This is a genomic window from Rhodococcus sp. NPDC079359, assembly GCF_040702585.1.
GTDB lineage: Bacteria > Actinomycetota > Actinomycetes > Mycobacteriales > Mycobacteriaceae > Rhodococcoides.
Genome location: NZ_JBFBLH010000001.1, coordinates 69,895 through 85,816, shown reverse-complemented (window position 1 = coordinate 85,816; position 15,922 = coordinate 69,895). Strand labels below are relative to the sequence as shown.

Below are 15,922 nucleotides of genomic sequence, written 5' to 3'. Positions count from 1 at the left end.
CGCCTCCTCGTTGATCGACGAACCGAAATCCTCGACCAACCCTAGCGCCGCTGCCCCACCCGCGAGCTACTTGCCGGCTCGTTTCGGCGGCCGTGGGAGGAAATAGCTGGTCCGCTGCTGGTATTCGCGATAACCCGGACGCTTTTCCATGCTGCGCTCGAGCAACCGCGCACCGGTGGCGAACACCAGGAAGTACGTCATCGCGATGGGCGACAGCAACGTGAACACTCCGGGCCACGCCGACGCCGAGACGAGGAACAGTCCCCACCAGACCGCCGAATCGCCGAAGTAGTTGGGGTGCCGCGTCCAGGACCACAGACCACGATCCATGATCTTGCCCTTGTTCGACGCATCGGCCTTGAAGGCTGTCAACTGCGCATCGCCCACTGCCTCGAACGTCCATCCGAGAATCCAGACCAGTACGCCGAGTACGACCACCGGCAGAACGGATCCGTGGGCGACAGCGGATACCTGCAGCGGTAGGGACACGAACCACAGTGCAACCGCCTGCGTCAGGTAGATCTTCCGCAGGGCGTACAGGGTTTCGTTACCGGTGGCCTTGGCGAGCAGTTCGGTGTAGCGCGGATCCTCACCGTGCCCGCGCGAACGTCGAAACACGTGCAGCGCAAGACGAAGCCCCCACACACCGACGAGCACGAGCAGAAGTATTCGACGCCACAATTCGCCTGTTCCGGTCGCAGCCGAAATCAGCGCGATCAGAACGAACCCGCCGCCCCACGTCACGTCCACGACGTTGTGGCGTCCGATGCGCGCGCCGATGAGAGCGGTGACGATCATCAGAAGGGCGGTACCGCCGAGGCTCGCCAGCGATACGGTGAGGAAATCGGACCAGTTCACCGCGGGCACACCCACACCGGCCGCACCGGTTCCATCTCGGACGATCCGTTCTCGGACCGAACCGCCAGAATCTGGTCGACGCCCATCCGGTTGTCCCGGAACGCCATTCCGCCGCCGATCAGGTACAGCCGCCACACGCGCGCGACCTCTTCCCCGACCATCGCCACCACATCTTCGAAGCGCGCCTCGAAACGCTCCGTCCAGACGTCGACGGTCCGCACGTAGTGCTCCCGAAGAGCGTGGACGTCGCGAACCTCGAGTCCTGCCTCCTCGATCATCGCGACGGTCCGCCCGACCGGGCGCATGTACATGTCCGGCGCTATGAACGATTCGATGAATGCTCCGCCGCCGGGGTTGTCCCCTTCTCTTCGCGACATCTGCTGAATCAGCACGCGTCCACCCGGCTTGACGTTGGAGTGCAGTGCGGCGGTGTAGGTGGGGTAATTGGCCTCCCCCACATGCTCACCCATCTCGATCGACGCCACCGCGTCGAAGGGCCCGTCCGGAATCTCTCGATAGTCCTGAATTCGAATCTCGACGTTGTCCTGCAGTCCTCGGTCGGCGATTCGCTTGTCGATGAAGGCTTTCTGTTCGCGCGAGATGGTCACTCCGACGACCTGCGCTCCGTACTCCTGAGCGGCGTGCAGGCTCAGGGACCCCCAGCCGCAGCCGACGTCGAGAAAGCGTTGCCCTGCACGCTTGTCGAGGCCGATCTTTCGACAGACGAGGTCGAGTTTGTCGCGCTGGGCATCGTCGAGGGTGTAGTTCGGCGAATCCGAGGTCCAGTACGCCGACGAGTACGCCATATGCGAATCGAGCACCAATTCGTAGAAGTCGTTCGACAGGTCGTAATGGTGGCTGATCGCAGCGCGGTCACGGAGCATCGAATGCAACCGACCCTTCACCGAGGCCTGCGACACGGGCGGAGGTAGTGGGCGACCGAACACTCCGAGGTCCTTGGCCAGTTTCGCCAACCGCACCAGCGACGCCGGCCCCGGTCGGATCGCCGAGAGTCGGCGCGCACGCACCACTCCCCAGACGTGATCCAGGGCCGCGGCGAGATCACCGTCGACGTCCAGCTCCCCGGTGACGTATGCCTGCGCAGCGCCGAGTTCGCCCGGGCTCCACAGCAATCGACGAAGGGCGCTCGGGCTCCGCAACAGCACTCGCGGTGCCGACGCATCTCCTGCTACGGATCCGTCCCACGCCTGCAGCCGAACGGGAAGCGGACCACCCACGAGGGGTTCGATCAATTCGGCAATCCGATGTGCGACACCGACACTGCGATCGGTCCGGTCCACGGAAAGTGTCGAGGCGGTCATCGGTTGTCCCTTCGGTCGAGCACGATCTGCTGAACATCGAGGTACCCGGATCGAAATCCGGCCTCCGAGTAGCACAGGTAGAAGTGCCACATTCGCGCGAACACCTCGTCGAAACCGAGCTCCTCTGCCTCGCTGCGGTATTCACGGAAACGCCTGTCCCACTGAGCGAGGGTGCGCGCGTAGTGATCGCCCATCGACAGACGCTCGCGAACCCTGAGCGAGGTGCGCTGCTCGGTCACCTCCTCGATGGCCCGCACGGACGGCAGGAACCCGCCGGGAAATATGTACTTGTGTACCCAGGTGTACGTGTTTCGGGTGGCCAGCATTCGGTCGTGCGGCATCGTGATGGCTTGGAGGGCAACCCGCCCACCCGGCGCGAGCAGCGCGTCGATCGTCTCGAAGTACGTCGCCCAGTACTGATGCCCGACGGCCTCGATCATCTCGACCGACACGATCGCGTCGTACTCGCCGTCGACGAGCCGGTAGTCCAGTAGGTCGATCTGGACCCGTTCACCGTATCCGGCTGCGGCACATCGTTTCTGTGCCAATTCCTGTTGCTCGACCGACAAGGTCACCGAGCGAACGATTGCTCCTCGCGCAGCCGCGCGGATGGCCAGTTCGCCCCACCCGGTGCCGATCTCGAGCACCCTGGTTCCCTCGCCGACGCCCGCCCGGTCCAGTAGCCGGTCGATCTTCCGGCGCTGAGCATCGGCGAGCTCTTCGCTGTCGTCGTCGCTTCCCGATGCGGCGAACAACGCACTCGAGTAGGTCATCGTCTCGTCGAGGAAGAGCTCGAAGAGCTCGTTCGACAGGTCGTAGTGGCGCGAGATGTTCGATCGCGTGTTCGTGGTCGTATTCCGCTCGCTCCGTGGAGGTTTGGGGACATAGATCCCTCGCAGGCGCTGCAGGGACTTCGGAATCAGGGACGCCATGCGCCGGGCGAAGACCTCGAGCACGGCAGTGAGGTCCTCGGCCTCCCAGTCTCCGGCCATGTATGCCTCACCGAATCCGATGAGTCCGCTGTCGCCGACCCGTGCTGCGAAGTCGTGTGGTCGACGGACGGTCATCAACGGTGCATCGGCCGAGCCGGCCCCGATCACCTCACCGTCGGGCATCGCGACCCGGACCTCCAATCGCGCGACCGCGCGGCGAAAGAGGAAGTCGGCGACGGGTGCGGCAGCCGCAACCTTGACGCCACCGGGGACATGGGCGATCTGAGGCCAGACCCGCGGATCCACCGATGGACGCGGACCGACAGCGGAAGCACGGTACGGGTTCGACACAGAATCGGCCTTCGACACAGTTGTCATCTGCGGGCCCCTTCCTTCTGGAATTCTCGTGCCCCGGGAGGGGCAGGTTTCTGCGCGATCTTCAGCCCCCGAGCCCAGAGCCGAATGCCCTGCCAGCGGATCTGTATCACCACACGCAGCGGCGCACAGGGGATCTCGAGTGCGGTGCGAAGAATCGACCGCGTCGTCACCTCTCGTCGACGGCCGTCCACGCTCGCCACGAACGGCGGCTGACCGGGCCGCTCGAGGACGATCGACAGCCGGAGTGCCGCGTCCGGCTCGGGTAGCCGCATGGAGTATTCGCCGTCGACGTCGTTGAACGGCGAGACGTAGAACTCCTTGGAGGTGCGGGCCGCGCCGCGATGATCGGTGTGCAGCAGATACCGGTATCGCTCGCCGTAGGTGTTGTGGACCTCCGCCACCACGCAGCGGAGGTCTCCGTCGCGATCGTGACACCAGTACACACTCAGTGGGTTGAACGTGTGCCCGAACACCCGCGCGCTGGCCAACATCGTGATCCGTCCGCCGCCCAGGTCGATACCGTTCTCCGCCAGGAACCCGTCCACGTTCTCCCGAATGGTGGCGTCGGGGTCACCGAGATGGTCACGGGCGTCGAACGAGGCCAGCGGTCGCAGCATCCGGGGCAGTTCGGGGAGTGCGTCGAGGTCGACGAACCAGCTGTAGCTCTTGTACGAGAACGTGTTTCGGATCGGCGCGCGTCGAACGTGGTCGATTCGAGTGCGATACAACGCCGCCCCGTGTGCGCGGGTGCTCGGCAGAACGGATGTCAGAGCCACGTGGCCCCCACCCGTTGTGCGGCGCGCGCTCCCGACAACGCACCGTCCTCGTGAAATCCCCAGCCGTGGTACGCACCGGCGAAGGCCACTGTGTCGGTATCCAATTCAGGGAGTCGACGCTGCGCTGCAACCGATTCGGGGGTGTACTGCGGGTGTTCGTAGGTCATCTCGTCGAGTACCGCATTCGGGTCGATGCGATCCGCTCCGCCGAGGGTGACCAGCATCCTGCGATCGGTGTCGCCCAGACGCTGCAACCTGGTCAGGTCGTAGCTGACGAGCACCCGGTCGGGTTTGGCGGCGCAGGACGGCAGGTGGTAGTTCCACGACGCCCGAGCCCTCGTGCTCTTCGGCAACACCGACGAGTCGGTGTGCAGTTGCGTGTGATTGGTCGAGTACGGCATCGCGCCCAGGATGCTGTGCTCGAGCGCCGTCGGTTCTGCGAGCATCTTCAGCGCGGCACCGGGATGCGCGGCGATCACGGCCGCGTCGAACGTGCGCAGGCGGTCGTGGCCGTCGCGGATCTGCACGGAGTCCTCGGACCTGTACACCGCGCGCACCGGGGTATCGAGCATCACCTCGTCGATGTGCTTCGCAACTCGGCGAACGTATTCGATGGACCCGCCGGTGACGGTGCGCCAGGTGGGAGATCCTGTGACGGTGAGCATTCCGTGGTGGCGGAGAAACGTGAACAGGTAGCGAGCCGGGTAGGCGAGAGCAGTGTCCGGATCGCACGACCACACCGCGGACACCAACGGCGTCATGAAGTGGGATTCGAAGTACGCGGAGAACGAATGATCTGCGAGGAACTGCGCGAGGGTCGTCTCGGACTCCACCGGTTCGGCACTGTCCAGCAGTTCGTTGGCCAGGCGATGAAAACGCTTGACATCGAGCAACATCGAGACGAATCGTGGCTTGAACACCGCGATGCGCTGCGCGAGGATCCCGCGCATGCCCTGGCCGCCCGAGTATTCGAGTCCGCACCCGTCGCAGCGCACGGACATGCTCATGTCCGAATCCTGCGTCGGGACGTTCAGTTCGTCGAACAGGCGCAGCAGAGTCGGATAGGTCCGGTCGTTGTGCACGATGAACCCGGTGTCGACGCCTACCGGACCGTCCGGGCCGTCCACGTAATGGGTGTCCGCATGGCCCCCGAGCCTAGAGTCCGCCTCGTACAACGTCACCGACGAGTTCTTCGACAGCGCGTATGCGGCCGTCAGGCCGGCGATACCGCTCCCGACCACCGCGATACGACGGCGCGTCACGACGGTGTTCCCATGCAGTCGGCCCGCGCATCGGCGATGCCGAGAACGAAGTCACGCGTCGCCCGCGACCAGACCCGCGGATTGCGCAGCATGAAGTGCCCACCCGGAACGGAGAGGTAGCGGGCGTCCGCCCCTCGGGATGCTGCTCGCTCGGTCGCCCGACGCGAGGTTCGCGGATCGGTCCACTTGTCGGCCGTCCCGTGTACGACGAGCAACGCATGCTGCGCGCCGAATCCGTCGGCCTCCGTACCCTCCGGCCACCACGGAGCCAACGCGACGACACCCACGATAAAAGGGTCGTCGATCAGAGCAGCAGCAGTGCGGCCACCCATCGAATGGCCGACGACCACCACGTGAACGTCGGGATACTCGGCGTGAATGCGATCGAGCGCCCACCGCGCATCCTCGACCGGAGACCGCTGGGGGGCGTTCCAACCACGAAACCGATACTGCAGCTGTTGGACCGAAATGCCGCGTGCTCGGCCCGCGCGACGAAGCATCCACGTGAACGGCCACATGCGCAGACCGGCCAGGTGCCAGGGCCTACTGCGCGCCCGGCTCACGTCCTTGCCGCCGCCGAGGACCAACACGACCAGTGCAGGCTCGGAGACTCTTTTCCCGGTCCGCAGAAGTGGAGTCGGCTCGTTGCTCATGACCACTATTCGGCACTGCGGCCGCTTCGGGTGGGATGGGTCGAGTCGAGTCGATTGTGACCTGGCCGACAGAGAAAGAAGACCGGGCCGAGAGTGTGTCTCTCGGCCCGGTCTTCTGCGGTGGAGCTGCCGGGAATCGAACCCGGGTCCTCTGCTGCATTGCCAGGGCTTCTCCGTGTGCAGTCCGCTATGCCTCTACTTGGATCTCCCGATCTCGCGAACAAGTCAGGATGACGATCCCAGCCACTGTTTGATGTTCCTCATCATCCCGCGGCCGGATGAATCGGTGAGCCCTCTAGCTGATGCCAGTACCCGGACCGAGGGCAAGCCCGGACTGACAGACACGCAGTCGCTACTTAGGCAGCGAGTGCGTAGTCGCGCTGATTGGAATCGGCGCTTATAAGGTTGCGATGACGCTTACGGTGGTCTCTCGCCTGCACCGACACGCTTCCCCTGACTCAACATACAAAGTCGAAACCGTTCAGCCCCGTATGTTCCCGAACACCGTGTCCGGGCTGTTCAGTGTAACGCCTCTCCCGAGCACATTCATTCCATTAACGGCCGACCCGGCGATCCGTCGTGTTCGACGCGGCATCGTCGTCCACTCGCTGCACGACTGTGCGCAACATTCGACGGGTCATGACCAGGCGTGCCGGCAGCGAGGCGTACCAGACAGCCCGACCGGCAAGACCGCGAGGAAAGAACACCAGCCGCTGCTCGATGGTCGGCTGCTTTGCAGTTCCTCCCACCGTCAGGTCGAGCCAGGCCTCCCCGGGAAGTCGAGTCGAGGACTTGAGCCGAGTGGTGTGTTCGGTGCCCGACGCGGATGCGTCTGGTCCGGTGACGTCGCGACGCCAACCGGTGAGAACGTCGGCGTCGGCCAATCGTTCGAGAGCGGGCCTGATCGCGGTCGACGGTGCCGCGCTTCGGGCGACCCTGGTGTCGGTGTAGACGACCTCCCCTGCCCATGTCGGATCCGAGGGCAACGGATCCGACGGTGCCGCGGTACCGGTGGCGTCGGTCCACCGCGTCTCGACCTCACCGTCGTCGATCTTGCGCAGTGCCAATCGCACGGAGTCGCGGTAGCCGGTCAGGCCGCCGTCCGGACGCGGTACGACGGCGTCGATGTCCATCTCGTGGCCTACGGCGTCGTACTGCAGAGATTCGATGAGCGGCATCGCCAGGCCGCGCGGAATGGGAGTCACCAAACCGATCCAGTGGCCGGCCAGTCGAGGAGTCAGCACCGGGAGAACGATGATTCGACGCTGCCGCAGGCCCGCGACGTCGGCGTAGATGTTCATCATCTCGCCGTACTGCATGACGTCGGGACCACCGATGTCGAACGTCCTTGATTCGGTGATCGGCGCACTCGCGGCCCCGATCAGGTAGTGCAACACGTCGCGAACGGCGATCGGTTGGATGCGGTTGTGTACCCACCGCGGTGTGGTCATCACCGGTAGCCGATTGGTGAGGTGCCGAATCATCTCGAACGACGCCGAACCGGATCCGATCACGACGCCTGCCTGCAGCACGATCGTCGGCACACCCGAGTCGATCAGGATGCGTCCCACCTCGGCTCTCGACTTCAGGTGTGGTGAGAGCTCACCGGTCGGCGGGTGCAGCCCGCCGAGGTAGACGATCCGCCCCACGCCGCATTCCGCTGCTACGGCTGCGACGTTCTCGGCGCTGTCGCGTTCGGTGTCGGCGAAATCCGAGTGACCTGCAGTGCCCATCGAGTGCACCAGGTAGTACATGATGTCGACTCCGCTGAGCGCTGCCTTCAACGATTCCCGATCGCTCAGATCGCCCTGAGCGATCTCGACATCGGCCGCCCACGGCACGGAGTCGAGCTTGGCGGGGGTGCGTGCCAGCACGCGGACCGTGTACCCCTCTTCCAGGAGTCGCGGAGCCAGTCGTCCACCCAGGTATCCCGTGGCACCGGTCACCAGAACGCGGGTAGGCCGAGCGTCGTCCTGAACTGCGGGATCGTGGGAAGGCGAATCGTAACCTGTCATAAGCGGAGTCATTACCCCCGCGCGGTGCGGTTCAACCGGAGAGCGCGATCATCGCGATGGCGCCGAGCGCCAACGCCATACCGATCTTCTGCAGAGTGCCGACGCGCTCGCCGAGCATCACCATCGCCAGCAACACCGTGGCCGCGGGATACAGCGAGGCGATGACGCTCACCAGCGACAGCAGACCACCCTGGTAGGCGTAGATCATCGCAGCGTTGGCCACGACGTCGAGCACGCTGACGAAGGCGGCGAGTTTGAGCACGCTGCCGTGCGGGAGTGAGAAGTGCCCGGAGGCAAGGGCCACGATCCAGACGACCGCGGTCGCCGATGCGCGCGACGCCGCCAGCGGCCACAGCCCACTGCCGTCCCCGATCCGGTGCAGAAAGATGAAGGCGAACGCGAACGTCACCCCCGAACCGACCGTCAACCAGGCGACCGTTCGGGTGAACTTCATCTCTCGACCACCGGCAACCTCACCGGTCACCTTGTCCGGTGATTCTCTGCTGACCAGCACCACGGCCACCAGTGCGACGGCGATACCGACGAACGCGATCACGCCGGGCCGCTCGCCCATCGACAATCCGACCAGCACCGGGATACCGGCGACCAGCACCGCGGTGACCGGCGAGACCACGGCCATCGGTCCGGCGGCGAGGGCCAGGTAGAACCACCACACGGCAACTCCGCCTGCGACACCCGAGGCCAGTCCCCAGAGCATCGCCGGGAGCTCGATGGTGCCGCCGACGAACGGAGCGACGAGCAGAACGATCACCAGCGAGAGCGGGTAGGACACGATGACCACCCGGAGGGCGGCGACCCGGCGGGATGCGACACCGCCGACGAAATCGCTCACCCCGTAGCCGACGGCAGCTACCAGAGCGAGCAGAACAGCGGTCAGCGCATTCCCTTCACGCGACGGCCCAACTCGCGGGTGACCTCGCGTTCGGCGGTGCGCTTGGCCAGCGACTGTCGTTTGTCGTAGTCCTGCTTGCCCTTGGCCAGTGCCAGCTCGACCTTGACCTTGCCGTCGGAGAAGTACATCGACAGCGGCACCAACGTCAGGTTGCCCTCTTTTACCTTGCCTGCGAGTCGGTCGATCTCGCGGCGGTGCAACAGGAGTTTGCGGTTGCGCCGCGGCGCGTGGTTGGTCCAGCTACCGAGCGTGTATTCCGCGATGTGCAGTCCGCGTAGCCAGATCTCTCCGTCGTCGACGGTCGCGAAGGCGTCGACCAGCGAGGCCTTGCCGTCACGCAGACTCTTGACCTCGGTTCCGACGAGGGCAACTCCGGCCTCGACGACGTCGAGTATGGAGTAGTTGTGCCGCGCCTTGCGATTGGTCGCGATGGCCTTGCGGCCCTTCTCTCTCACTGCAGGGCCCTTTCTCGAGCGTTCGTCGCGCAGACCGGTTCCACGGGCAACCGCTCCAGCATAGAACCGAACGGCAAGCGAATTTATTCGCGCACGTACAGGCGCAACGTGATGTAGGCCGTCACCGCAGCCATGCCGACTCCCACCAGCGCCAGGAACGGCGAGACGAGCAGCACGTCACTGTTCGATATCCGGGCCAGGATGTTGGCCTGATACACATCCGAGAGAACGTCGTCGATGAACATGTTCTTGGCCGTGAACAAGCCGGCAATGGCAAGCGCGGAGCCGATCAAGGCCGCCACCACCGCCTCGAGCAGGAACGGCAGCTGGGTGTACCAGCGAGTGGCACCGACCAAGCGCATGATGCCCACCTCGGTCCGTCTGGTGAACGCCGCGATCTGAACCATGTTGGCGATCAACAGGATTGCGGCGATCGCCTGCACCGTGGCGATGGCGAATGCAGCGTTGCGCACGCCGTTGAGCACGCTGAACAAGCGTTCGACCAGGTCGCGTTGGTTCAGCACGCTCTGCACGCCGGGTCGATTCTCGAAGTTGTCGTTGATCACCCCGAACCGCTCCGGGTCACTCAGACGAACCTTGAACGACGCGGGAAAGCTGTCGGCACTGACCAGTTCGGCCAGCTCGGGCTGGTCCTTGAACACTCGCTCGGTGGCGTCCTTCACCGCATCCTCACGATTGAGGTACTGCACCGACACCACCGACGGCGTGCTCTCCAGATCCGAGCGCAGGGTGGCGCAGGTGTCCTCGGCGCAATCGGGATCGGTTGCCGAGATATCGTCGGTGAGGAAGATCTGCACTTCGACCCGATCGAGAAAAATCTGCTGGGTCTTGCCCGCCATCTGCACCACGAGCAGTCCCCCGCCGAACAGGCCGAGAGAAATAGCGGTCGTCAAGATCATGGCGATCGTCATGGTGATGTTGCGGCGAAGTCCGGTGAAGACCTCGCTGAAGATGAAACTTGCGCGCATCGCGGAATCCGAGCCCTTCGATTCGTTCGGTCGTGAAGTCCGATAGGTCCTGGTCGTGTGTCGTCAGCGACCGACGCCGTAGACCCCGCGGGCCTCGTCACGAACGACTCGTCCGTTGTCGAGCTCGACGACGCGTCGGCGCATCGAATCGACGATGTGGTTGTCGTGGGTGGCCATCAGCACCGTGGTTCCGGTGCGGTTGATGCGCTCGAGCAACAGCATGATGTCCTGACTGGTATCCGGATCGAGGTTTCCGGTTGGCTCGTCCGCGAGCAACACGAGCGGACGATTGACGAACGCCCGAGCGATGGCGACTCGCTGCTGTTCACCACCGGACAGCTCGTTGGGCAGACGATCCGACTTGCCGCCGAGTCCCACGAGGTCGAGCACTTCGGGGACGGTGCGCTTGATCATCGAGCGCGGCTTGCCGATCACCTCGAGAGCGAACGCCACGTTCTCCACGACGGTCTTCTGCTGCAGCAGACGGAAGTCCTGGAACACGCAGCCCATGCTCTGCCGCAACCGCGGGACACGACGGGCCGCCAACCTGTTGACATGGAAGTCGGCAACATGGATGTCGCCGGAGGTGGGCGTCTCCTCCTTGAGCAGCAGCCGCATGAACGTCGACTTCCCCGAACCCGACGGGCCGATCAGGAACACGAACTCGCCTTTGTCGATGGAGACCGTCACCTTGTCCAGGGCGGGCCTGGTGGAGGTCTTGTAGGACTTGGAGACATTCGAGGTGCTGATCACGGGTCGCCAGTGTAGTCCTTACTCGCCGGTAGCTGCCGGAACCGCTCGGGCGTCGCGGCGAGTCCCGAGAGACGGTAAAGGCCGACTCAGCGCGCGGATGTCGGCGCAGGTTGGCTGGGTATCAGCGACTGGATTGCCGGCGGAATCGGCACGCCGAACGGCGCGGTCGTCGTCGGTGGCACAGTCGTCGTGGTCGCCGGCTGACCGGATCCGTCGACGCTGTCCGATCCATCCGGATCGGTGGTGGCCGTCGGCCTGGGTGTCACCGTGGTGCTCGTGAAACTCGGCTCCGAGGTTTGCGGCTGGATGTACGGGGTGAGCTCGCCCGGATCGACAGCAATCGGTCCCTGAATCTGTTCGCTGTCCCTTTCGGCGATCTCGGCGCTGACCTGGCCGTACCACAGACCTGTGAGCACGAAGCAGATGCCGAAGGCCACGGTGGACGTCCGGACGCGACCGTTGATCTTGGCCGGTATGCGCCACTGTCGCCAGTTCCGTCGCGGGTGATCGGTTCCGGTCTCCGTCGTGCTCACTGATCCTCCCTCCGGTCTCGTCCCGACGCATCCGGTGCGACCCCGGCCGTACTGACATCGGGAGCAACACTGATGCCCTCGGGGCGTAGTGCGGCAGCCACCCGGACACGAAGTTCTCGTCCCACCTGGAACTGCTTGCCGGGCAATGTTCGCGCCACGAGACGAACGTTGACCTGGCCCACCTCGATGCTCTCCACGCCCATCACGGTCGGTTCGTCGAGCAACAGTGGACGAAGCCGGGTGTCCGCGAACGCGTCGCGGCCGACTGTGCGCAGCAGTGCGTTGACCTGGGTGAGATCCGCGGTGCTCGGCACGGGAACGTCGACGACGGCGCGCGCCCAGTCCTTCGACAGGTTGATCGCCTTGACGATCTGCCCGTTCGGCACGGTGATCACCTCGCCGTCGACGCTGCGCACTCGTGTCACGCGCAGCGTCACATCCTCGACCGTGCCCTCGGCGTCCTCGGCCGAACCGTTGACGGCAATCTGCACGACGTCACCGAATCCGTACTGACGTTCGGTGATGATGAAGAACCCGGCCAGAATGTCCTGCACCACGCGCTGAGCGCCGAAACCGAGTGCCGCGCCGATGACCGTTGCGGGTGCCACCAGCCCGCCGACGCCGAATCCGAAACGCCTCAGCACCTCGATGGTGACCAGGATGTAGATGAGGGTGACCACGACCCAGGTGATGACCTGGGCAAGGGCGTGCCGATGCTTGGCGGCCTCGGACCGCACGAGCGCATCGCTGTGCTGGTAGTTCTGGTCGATGCGGGCAGTGATCCGCGACCCGGTCCAGGTGACGAAGCGCGCCGCCAGAAGCCCGCCGAGGATGTACAGCAGTATGCCGAGGGCATTCTGCTTCAGGTCGAGCGTCGGGTTCAACCAGCTCGTCATCGGATCGTCTGAGTGGAGCCTGCGCAATGACCGGTCATCTAATGCTCCCCCCGCATTCGCCATCGAATTCCCGATTCCAGGAATCCGTCGATGTCTCCGTCGAGAACAGTAGACGGATTGTTCACCTCGTACTCGGTACGCAAATCTTTGACCATCTGGTACGGGTGCAGTACGTACGAGCGCATCTGATTGCCCCAGGAGCTGCCGCCGTCTCCCTTGAGGGCGTCCATCTCGGCGCGTTCTTCCTTGCGCTTGACCTCGAGCAGCTTGGCCTGCAGCACTCGCATGGCCGACACCTTGTTCTGCAGCTGCGACTTCTCGTTCTGGCAGGTCACCACGATCCCCGTCGGGATGTGCGTCAACCGAACGGCGGAGTCGGTGGTGTTGACCGACTGCCCACCCGGTCCGGACGAGCGGTACACGTCCACACGAATGTCGTTCTCGGGGATCTCGATGTGGTCGGTGGTCTCTACGACCGGGAGAACCTCGACCTCGGCGAAGGACGTCTGGCGTCGACCCTGGTTGTCGAACGGACTGATGCGCACGAGCCGGTGTGTGCCCTGCTCCACCGACAACGTGCCGTACGTGTACGGAGCCTTGACCGCGAACGTCGCGCTCTTGATGCCGGCTTCTTCCGCATAGGACGTGTCGTAGACCTCGACACCGTAGCCGTGCTTCTCGGCCCAGCGGATGTACATGCGCATCAGCATCTCGGCCCAGTCGGCGGCGTCGATTCCGCCTGCACCGGACCGGATGTTGACCAGCGCGTCACGTGCGTCGTACTCACCGGACAGCAGGGTCCGTACTTCCATGGCTGCGATGTCCTCACGGAGCGACGCGCGTTCGGCGTCGGCATCGGCGGTGGCGGATGCGGCGTCGTCACCTTCCTCACCCTCGGCGAGCTCGTACAGCACCGGCATGTCCTCGAGGCGCTGTCGGAGCTCTTCGACGCGGCGCAGCTCGGCCTGCGCGTGGGACAGCTGGCTGGTGACCTGCTGAGCGTGTTCCTGGTCGTTCCACAGGTCCGGTGAGGCCGCCTGATGTTCGAGTTCGTCGATGCGTCGCCGCAGTTCCTCGACGTCGAGAACGGACTCGACGGTGGAGAGAGTGGTGTCGAGCTCGGCGAGGTCTGCAGAAACGTCGGGATGCACGAGAGTCAAGGTTACCGGCACGCGAACCCGAACCCGACCGCCCCCGAATCCGACGACGAAGACGGGTGGTCGGCCAGGGTTCGAACCGTGCTGATTCGAACCCTGTCCGGGCACCTCGTCCGCTGTTAGCTTCGACGCGTCGACATATGCGCACATCGACATGCCTGCCACCGCCCGGTGCCGGCCACACCCCGCAGGACACAGGAGCGTCGTATGACCGTCACCGACCAGTACCTCGAGAACAACAAGGCGTACGCCGCGACGTTCGGCGGTCCCCTGCCACTGCCGCCGTCGAAGCACGTGGCAGTGGTGGCGTGCATGGACGCTCGACTGGACGTGTATCGAATCCTCGGTTTGGCCGACGGTGAAGCCCACGTCATCCGGAATGCGGGCGGTGTGATCACCGACGACGAGATCCGATCTCTGGCCATCAGCCAACGGCTACTCGGCACGAAGGAGATCATCCTCATTCACCACACCGACTGCGGCATGCTCACGTTCACCGACGACCAATTCAAGAACGATCTTCAGGACGAGACCGGTATCAAGCCGAACTGGGCGGCCGAGTCGTTCACCGATCTGGACCGTGATGTTCGCCAATCGCTGGCACGCATCGAGCAGAGCCCGTTCGTCACGAAGCACGAATCCATTCGAGGCTTCGTCTTCGACGTGGCAAGCGGAAAGCTGAACGAAGTCACCGGATAGGCCGAAACGCACATATCGCCACATGCGAGACGCCGTGTGCGCGGCGATAGTCTTCTCCGGTGACCGACTACGCCGCTGATCTTTCTCTCGCCCTCCGACTCGCCGACGAGGCCGACGCCATCACCCGGCGGCGATTTCTCGCCATGGACCTCGCGGTGGATTCCAAGCCGGATCTGACACCGGTGTCGGACGCGGATCTGGCCGTCGAGACGACGATCCGCGGCGTGCTCGGAGCGCAGCGCCCTGCAGACGCGTTGCTGGGCGAGGAATTCGGCGGCACTGCAACGTTCAGCGGACGCCAGTGGGTCGTCGATCCCATCGACGGCACCAAGAACTTCGTCCGTGGCGTTCCGGTGTGGGCGACGTTGATCGCGCTGCTCGACGACGGAATACCCCGTGTCGGCGTGGTGAGCGCACCCGCCTTGGGCCGACGGTGGTGGGCCGCACTCGATCTGGGAGCCTGGACGGCATCGGACGGGGGTACCCCGCGCCGGATCGAGGTCTCGAAGGTCGATTCGCTGGCGTCGTCGAGCTTGAGTTTCTCGAGCCTGAGTGGGTGGGCGGAACTCGGCATCAGGGATCGGTTCCTCGATCTGACCGACGCCGTGTGGCGGGTTCGCGGGTACGGCGACTTCTTCTCCTACTGCCTCGTCGCAGAGGGGGCGGTCGACATAGCCGCAGAACCCGAGGTCTCGCTGTGGGACCTGGCCGCACTCGATGTCCTCGTGCGTGAAGCCGGAGGCGATTTCACCGCACTCGACGCCACCGCAGGCCCGCACGGTGGCAGCGCCGTGGCCACCAACGGTCTACTGCAACACCAGGTCCTCGCGTCCCTGTCCCCCAGCGCCTGACTCACGCCTGGAGAACTGCAGCCAGAATCAGCGCGATCAGCGGTGTGATGCCCTGGACGAATGCGGCCCGGAAATACTTCGCACCGCCGGTCGCCAGAACGATCGCTGCGCCGACGATGCTCGCGCACGCGAAGTAGACGACTGCGTCGCCTGCGGACCCGCCCAACACGAGGCCCACCACGATGCCGACGGCCAGGAACAGGTTGTAGAAGCCCTGATTGAACGCCATCGGCTTCACGACATCGGCTTCGTTCTGACTCGCGACGCCGAACTTGGCCCAGATGGCCGGCTTCGACCACAAGACACTTTCCATGACGAAGATGACGACGTGAAGGGCCGCGGCGATGGCGGCGAAGACCTGGGCGATCGGATGCACGGACGTAGCGTGCCATACCCCTCGTCGCCGGAGGCGACGTTCGGTTCGCCGGCCTCCCGGAAAGGTCAACTTACTCGACAGTAGACAGCTATCTTACTCGGGAG

The 15,922-nt window shown here is 64.6% G+C and carries 17 protein-coding genes and 1 other RNA gene; 2 read left to right on the top strand and 16 right to left on the bottom strand.

The genetic code is table 11. The features are described from left to right. Positions 1-66: 66 nt before the first annotated feature. The 15 genes from AB0362_RS00420 to prfB form a co-directional block, all read right to left on the bottom strand. Positions 67-867: a DUF1295 domain-containing protein gene (locus AB0362_RS00420; protein ID WP_317532341.1), complete on the bottom strand. Its 801-nt coding sequence runs from the start codon at positions 865-867 to the stop codon at positions 67-69. Next, positions 855-2,180: a cyclopropane-fatty-acyl-phospholipid synthase family protein gene (locus tag AB0362_RS00415; protein ID WP_317532340.1), complete on the bottom strand. Its 1,326-nt coding sequence runs from the start codon at positions 2,178-2,180 to the stop codon at positions 855-857. The genes AB0362_RS00420 and AB0362_RS00415 overlap by 13 nt, the downstream gene beginning before the upstream one ends. Continuing rightward, positions 2,177-3,490 carry a cyclopropane-fatty-acyl-phospholipid synthase family protein gene (locus AB0362_RS00410; RefSeq protein WP_317532339.1) on the bottom strand — a complete coding sequence of 438 codons (1,314 nt, stop codon included), beginning with the start codon at positions 3,488-3,490 and terminating at the stop codon, positions 2,177-2,179. Before AB0362_RS00410 ends, AB0362_RS00415 begins: the two co-directional genes overlap by 4 nt. Next, positions 3,487-4,266 (bottom strand): DUF1365 domain-containing protein, encoded by a 780-nt coding sequence (locus AB0362_RS00405; RefSeq protein WP_317809335.1) that lies wholly within the window; start codon positions 4,264-4,266, stop codon positions 3,487-3,489. Before AB0362_RS00405 ends, AB0362_RS00410 begins: the two co-directional genes overlap by 4 nt. Next, positions 4,257-5,528 (bottom strand): FAD-dependent oxidoreductase, encoded by a 1,272-nt coding sequence (locus AB0362_RS00400; protein ID WP_317532337.1) that lies wholly within the window; start codon positions 5,526-5,528, stop codon positions 4,257-4,259. The genes AB0362_RS00405 and AB0362_RS00400 overlap by 10 nt, the downstream gene beginning before the upstream one ends. Further along, positions 5,525-6,181: an alpha/beta fold hydrolase gene (locus AB0362_RS00395; RefSeq protein WP_317532336.1), complete on the bottom strand. Its 657-nt coding sequence runs from the start codon at positions 6,179-6,181 to the stop codon at positions 5,525-5,527. The genes AB0362_RS00400 and AB0362_RS00395 overlap by 4 nt, the downstream gene beginning before the upstream one ends. 118 nt (positions 6,182-6,299) lie before the next feature. Continuing rightward, positions 6,300-6,670, bottom strand: a transfer-messenger RNA (tmRNA) gene (gene ssrA, locus AB0362_RS00390). A 65-nt stretch (positions 6,671-6,735) separates the two neighbouring features. Then, positions 6,736-8,196: an SDR family NAD(P)-dependent oxidoreductase gene (locus tag AB0362_RS00385; RefSeq protein WP_262498301.1), complete on the bottom strand. Its 1,461-nt coding sequence runs from the start codon at positions 8,194-8,196 to the stop codon at positions 6,736-6,738. A gap of 31 nt (positions 8,197-8,227) precedes the next feature. Continuing rightward, positions 8,228-9,082, bottom strand: a complete 855-nt coding sequence (locus AB0362_RS00380; protein ID WP_317532478.1) for a DMT family transporter — start codon at positions 9,080-9,082, stop codon at positions 8,228-8,230. 8 nt (positions 9,083-9,090) lie between these two features. Beyond that, on the bottom strand, positions 9,091-9,564 hold the full coding sequence (smpB, locus tag AB0362_RS00375) for an SsrA-binding protein SmpB (RefSeq protein WP_027496576.1): 474 nt from the start codon (positions 9,562-9,564) through the stop codon (positions 9,091-9,093). Positions 9,565-9,647: 83 nt separating this feature from the next. After that, entirely contained in the window at positions 9,648-10,553 is a 906-nt protein-coding gene (ftsX, locus tag AB0362_RS00370) for a permease-like cell division protein FtsX (protein WP_068045894.1), read from the bottom strand. A gap of 63 nt (positions 10,554-10,616) precedes the next feature. Next, positions 10,617-11,306: a cell division ATP-binding protein FtsE gene (ftsE, locus tag AB0362_RS00365; RefSeq protein WP_027496574.1), complete on the bottom strand. Its 690-nt coding sequence runs from the start codon at positions 11,304-11,306 to the stop codon at positions 10,617-10,619. 86 nt (positions 11,307-11,392) lie between these two features. Next, positions 11,393-11,839, bottom strand: a complete 447-nt coding sequence (locus AB0362_RS00360; RefSeq protein WP_317809333.1) for a hypothetical protein — start codon at positions 11,837-11,839, stop codon at positions 11,393-11,395. Continuing rightward, positions 11,836-12,735 (bottom strand): mechanosensitive ion channel family protein, encoded by a 900-nt coding sequence (locus AB0362_RS00355; protein ID WP_149405496.1) that lies wholly within the window; start codon positions 12,733-12,735, stop codon positions 11,836-11,838. The genes AB0362_RS00360 and AB0362_RS00355 overlap by 4 nt, the downstream gene beginning before the upstream one ends. 38 nt (positions 12,736-12,773) lie before the next feature. Beyond that, positions 12,774-13,886 (bottom strand): peptide chain release factor 2, encoded by a 1,113-nt coding sequence (prfB, locus tag AB0362_RS00350; protein WP_317809332.1) that lies wholly within the window; start codon positions 13,884-13,886, stop codon positions 12,774-12,776. Between the two features lie 213 nt (positions 13,887-14,099). On the opposite strand from prfB, the gene AB0362_RS00345 reads away from it, so the two are divergent. Together AB0362_RS00345 and AB0362_RS00340 are read left to right on the top strand one after the other, a co-directional pair. Continuing rightward, positions 14,100-14,591, top strand: a complete 492-nt coding sequence (locus AB0362_RS00345; RefSeq protein WP_317784113.1) for a carbonic anhydrase — start codon at positions 14,100-14,102, stop codon at positions 14,589-14,591. A gap of 59 nt (positions 14,592-14,650) precedes the next feature. Then, complete coding sequence (locus AB0362_RS00340) at positions 14,651-15,442, top strand: inositol monophosphatase family protein (RefSeq protein ID WP_317809330.1); 792 nt, start codon at positions 14,651-14,653, stop codon at positions 15,440-15,442. Position 15,443: 1 nt separating this feature from the next. Here the strand turns inward: AB0362_RS00340 and AB0362_RS00335 are convergent, their stop codons facing one another. After that, positions 15,444-15,818: a DUF1304 domain-containing protein gene (locus AB0362_RS00335; RefSeq protein WP_317809329.1), complete on the bottom strand. Its 375-nt coding sequence runs from the start codon at positions 15,816-15,818 to the stop codon at positions 15,444-15,446. Between the last annotated feature and the right edge of the window lie 104 nt (positions 15,819-15,922).

Bases quoted from the DNA above. Each gene is read 5' to 3' on its own strand.
- ftsX (WP_068045894.1), bottom strand. From the start codon at position 10,553: ATGCGCGCAAGTTTCATCTTCAGCGAGGTCTTCACCGGACTTCGCCGC.
- AB0362_RS00385 (WP_262498301.1), bottom strand. From the start codon at position 8,196: ATGACAGGTTACGATTCGCCTTCCCACGATCCCGCAGTTCAGGACGAC.
- AB0362_RS00410 (WP_317532339.1), bottom strand. From the start codon at position 3,490: ATGACAACTGTGTCGAAGGCCGATTCTGTGTCGAACCCGTACCGTGCT.
- AB0362_RS00355 (WP_149405496.1), bottom strand. From the start codon at position 12,735: ATGACGAGCTGGTTGAACCCGACGCTCGACCTGAAGCAGAATGCCCTC.
- AB0362_RS00345 (WP_317784113.1), top strand. From the start codon at position 14,100: ATGACCGTCACCGACCAGTACCTCGAGAACAACAAGGCGTACGCCGCG.
- AB0362_RS00415 (WP_317532340.1), bottom strand. From the start codon at position 2,180: ATGACCGCCTCGACACTTTCCGTGGACCGGACCGATCGCAGTGTCGGT.
- AB0362_RS00395 (WP_317532336.1), bottom strand. From the start codon at position 6,181: ATGAGCAACGAGCCGACTCCACTTCTGCGGACCGGGAAAAGAGTCTCC.